4 protein-coding genes are annotated in these 4373 nt (G+C 55.2%); 3 read left to right on the top strand and 1 reads right to left on the bottom strand.

What is annotated here, in order from left to right:
- Positions 1-145, top strand: a 145-nt coding sequence (gene tnpB / locus KJ970_05570) for an IS66 family insertion sequence element accessory protein TnpB (GenBank protein MBU2690377.1), incomplete at its 5' end; no start/stop codon positions are given.
- 11 nt (positions 146-156) lie between these two features.
- Here the strand turns inward: tnpB and KJ970_05565 are convergent.
- On the bottom strand, positions 157-2283 hold the full coding sequence (locus KJ970_05565) for a recombinase family protein (GenBank protein MBU2690376.1): 2127 nt from the start codon (positions 2281-2283) through the stop codon (positions 157-159).
- Positions 2284-2468: 185 nt separating this feature from the next.
- Here KJ970_05565 and KJ970_05560 point away from each other — a divergent pair, with 185 nt between their 5' ends.
- Positions 2469-3320, top strand: a complete 852-nt coding sequence (locus tag KJ970_05560; GenBank protein ID MBU2690375.1) for a hypothetical protein — start codon at positions 2469-2471, stop codon at positions 3318-3320.
- 81 nt (positions 3321-3401) lie between these two features.
- The gene (locus KJ970_05555; GenBank protein ID MBU2690374.1) at positions 3402-4130 is read left to right on the top strand and encodes a transposase; all 729 of its coding nucleotides are present in this window, start codon (positions 3402-3404) and stop codon (positions 4128-4130) included.
- Positions 4131-4373 lie beyond the last annotated feature (243 nt).

The raw sequence follows: 4373 nt of genomic DNA, 5'->3' as shown, positions 1-4373 counted from the left end.
TTTCAATGGATTGATATCGTTGGTTCAAAACACATTGAGCGAAGATCCTCTCTCGGGAAGTCTTTACATGTTCATTAATCGACGGGGCAATTATGTGAAGGCTGTATATTGGGATCGTACAGGTTTCTGCCTATTCGCAAACTAACTGTCTTCACACTACACCTCCTTCGACTCTATGCGAGCAAGTTGAAATTCCTCCCGCTTTTTTGTCTGGATGACTGGTGCCCTGTCGATCAGGGTGTCCCATCGACTGCAGTGCTTGGTGGGCGCATTCGGCCCCGGATCCTCATACAGGTACGCGTGACCATTGTAGGGATGCCTGATGACGATACCATGCTTTGCCCACTGTACAAGGGTGTGCTCGTGGATTGTGAGGCGATCCGCCATCTCCTTTTTCGTCAGCATTCCCCGGTCGCGAAGTCGATCGTAGCGTGATCGGAGCCCGTATCTGTGTACGAGATATGCAACTCGATTCCCGGTGAAACGATCATTCTCTCGACCCGGCCGGGTCGACCCACCGGGGTGAAAATCTCGCTTGTTGAGCAGGTCGGCGATCTCGGAGTACACGTGGTCGTCGAGGAGCTGGTCGACATGCGCCACGATCTCGGGCGGCGTCTTTACTTGCTGCGCGGAGGATTTGGGATTCTGAGTCGTGAGCGTCTCGGTCTTGCCGCCAGTGAAGCGAACATGGATCTTGGTAGTGCCTTCTCCCTGACATTTGATGAGTGTCACATCCTCGATGATATGCGCGAGCATTCTCTTTCGTTCGCGGTTCGGCGTAGCCGTGTCAGTCCATAGCCGCTTGAAGTCCGTCGTCATCGCGATGAATCGTTCACGGATGACATCGTCGAGCTTGACCTTATCCTTATGTCGACCGCATTCCCTTTCCTCACGCGCCTTAGCCAAGGCGCGCAGTTTGTCGTTCCAGTCTGCCTCAAGTGTGTCGGCGACCAGGCGATTATTCGGGTCAATCATCATGAACCTGCGTTGCGCCAGATCTGCTTCGATTTGAGCCCTCTCGATCGCTCGGCAATGTAGCCGGTCTGCCTCCTGCTGCCGGTCCTCGATCTCCCTTCGGATCTCCAGCGCTAACTCGACGGCCGCGGGGGTCATCTTTTCGGCAACCAGCGTCCCGACGGCTTCGTCAATAGGGCGTCCGGCGATCGACTGACAGTTGGGCTCGGCGCGAGTACCGCGCGCACGGTCACAAACGTACCATGATTCCGTCCCGCCGCGCCGCGAGACGTATCTCACGCGGAAATGCCTGCCACACCGCCCACATACCGCGCGACCCTGCAGGAGTGCCGCGCCCTCGCGGGGAGGAGACTTCCGCGCCAATTCATATCCTCGACCATTGGTTTCGAGGATTTTAAGATTCTCCTGGTATTGATCCCAGGTAATGTAGCCCGGATGAGCGTCCGGGATGCAAGCGAGCCAGTCGGTGCAATCTCGTTCTCGCAGAACCTTCTTGCCATCAGCGGTTCGCTGATAACGCCGTCGCCCATACGCGTAGACGCCGGCATATCGCGGGTTGTGCAGTGTGCGCATCGCTGTCGATGCGGTGAGTGGTTGGAAGATCACTTTCGTGTCGCCATGTTTCCGAAGACGAGAAGGGAAACGAATCCCCTCACTCCGAAACGCCTTTACCGTTTGGTGCGCGGAACCGACCCGGGAGAATGTCTCGAAGAAATACGCAATAGACTCCCGGACTTGTGCGTCGGGGTCAAGGGCAACATCGCCGGTTTCGTTATATATGAACCCGGTAGGGAGCACGCACCGATACTCGCCACGACGCACTTTATTGAGGATTCCTCCGCGCAGTCTCGATTTCAGGACGTGAAGCTCTGCTTCGCTCATTGTCCCTTTTAGACCGAGTAGCAAGCGATCGTTGAAATTCGATGGATCGTACACACCATCCTCGTCAAGGATCAGCGTGTCAGCGAGCGCACAGATTTCCAACAACCGGTGCCAGTCGGCATTGTTCCTCGCTAGACGGGATACCTCGAGTCCCATGACGATACCAGCGCGGCCCATGCCCACGTCTGTGACCAAGCGTTGAAACCCTTCCCTCCAAGCCGCCGAGGCACCGGACTCGCCCTGATCAGAATCGATCACGACAATACGTTCGTCGTGCCAACCGAGTGCTGTCGCGCGTGTTCGAAGAGCATACTGACGCTTAGTGCTCTCAATGTTCTCGACGACCTGTCGCATCGACGATTGGCGGATGTATAGGTATGCATCGCGCTCGAGGTGGTGAGGCTGGACCTTGATGGATTCGTTCATCGTGCCCTCCCATTGTTGATGTTCAGTGTCATTGACGCGAAGATCTGAATGACGGCTCTGTGCTTGAATGGAGTTGTCGCGTTTGATGAAAACGAACGAGTCGACTGCTGGTCCCAAGTTTCCGAGCATTAATAGTGTGCATATTTGTAATGACCTTCATTTCGCCTCCCGCTGTCTCCTCGCAGGTGCCATATGAGGAATTGAATGACGCTCAAAAAGATATTCTGGAGATTGCCAGAGAGACTCCAAAGTCACCTCAGCGGGCCTCCAAAGTCTCTGAGAAACTAGATTGGTATCATGACCTCGTAATACATGAAATTGAATCTGAAACAGACTACACTGAATTTAAAATCTTAACGTCAGAGTACAGTGCTCTTATTTGCGTGGCGGTCCGATGGTCGCACCTTGCCGAGTATCTAGATGCGACTAAGTTTCATCAACGCCTTAAATCTCTTGAGCAGTTGACAAAGGAGAGATTCCCGACCATGTATGATCTAAGATTCGTTCTGCTTTACAATCGTTGGGTTGTTTGGCCCTATCCATCGGATGTAGAGGCAGAATCATTTGCTTCTGTTGTCGAACCTTTTGTGATAGAATTAGCAGCCTCCGCCAGCCCGGGCGCGGATACGGCCCTTGGGAGAGTATATGCCGCTATTGAGAGCCTCAGCGAACAGCGGTCTATCGATGCCCAAGCTGTTTGCCTTATTAGACAACTCAAACCCTATTTTTCCCGGGTCATTTCCAGCAAAAAGCTACAGCAATTCGAAAATGATCACCTTGAGGCGGTCCGACGGGGCTTTAAGGGATGCATTTTGAAAGGGCTCCTGGCTTTCGAATCGCAATATGGTCATAGACCAATCGTATCAAAATCAGATACAATTTATGACCTAATGCAAGTGCTTTCATCCTCAGGTACTCTGAATGTCGAAGATTGTCTGGCTAAACTCGGCAACTGTCTTGACGCCGAACTTGTCGGCTATAGTTCATCCCAAGATGCGTCCTCATCAGCGGGACTGCTAAATATCGTGGTTAAATAGGAGGAGAAATGAGGAGAATCATAGCGCTCCGCGCAATATGTCACATTGCGAGGTTTCTCAAGCAAGCCTCAGTGCGCCTCCATGGCCGGATTCTCCTTGCATGCCGCGCAGTCGGTCCCTGCGTGGGACCGTGAAGCGCTGGAGCGCCTGCTGCGCTACGGACTGCGGGCGCCGTTTTCCCAAGAGCGTCTTTCGCGTAGCCCAGAGGGGAAGGTTGTGTACCGCCTGCGGCGGCCGTGGCCGAACGCCAACGGCGCCATGCATCTGATCCTCGATCCCTTGGACTTCCTGCGCCGCCTGGCGGCTCTTGTCTCCTTTCCCTACAGCCATCAGATCCGATATCACGGCGTTTTCGCCAACCGCAGCCGCTGGCGGAAGTTGTTGCCGGATCCGCCGGCGCGGGAAGAATGTACAAGCTTAGAGAGTGCGCCGCTGCCCGGGCTGGAGGCTGAGGCAAGCCAGGGGACGAGAGTCGGGCAGGAGAGACCATCCGCCACACATCGCCGGCGCGTCCCGTGGGCGCAACTTCTACGCCGGCTGCTGCATGTCGACGCGCTCGCCTGCCCGCGCTGTTCCACATCCGCAGAGACAGTTCCCATGGTGGTGCTGGCTTTTCTCACCGATCCCTTGGTGATAGGAAAGATCCTCCGGCATCTGGGGCTTGCCGCCACTCCGCCCGCCCTGTCGCCGGCGCGTCCATTGGATCCGCCGATGGAGTTTCTGCTGGAGACGGATGCGGAAGGGATGGATGAAGACGCCGCCGATGTGGAAAGCGTGGATCCGGATCCCTGGATTCGGCCGCCTCCGTAGCGAATCCGCCGATTAATGTAAAGGCTCCTATTTCCAGGATCGTGCAGGATGCCGGCCTGATCGGGATTTCCGGGTGGGTTGATGGGAGAGGTATGTCTGGGGAGATCGATCGGAGCGCCTACTGCGCCGGGAAGATGACAAAACAGGACCCACTGAGTGGAAGTTTATGGCGGAGAACTGCCAGGCAAGGCTCTCAGAACAGTCTTGTCGGTCCTTTCGAGATCGGATATCATCATCGTGGCA

The organism is Candidatus Eisenbacteria bacterium (assembly GCA_018831195.1).
GTDB lineage: Bacteria > Eisenbacteria > RBG-16-71-46 > CAIMUX01 > JAHJDP01 > JAHJDP01.
This window is presented reverse-complemented; position numbering and strand designations above follow the sequence as displayed.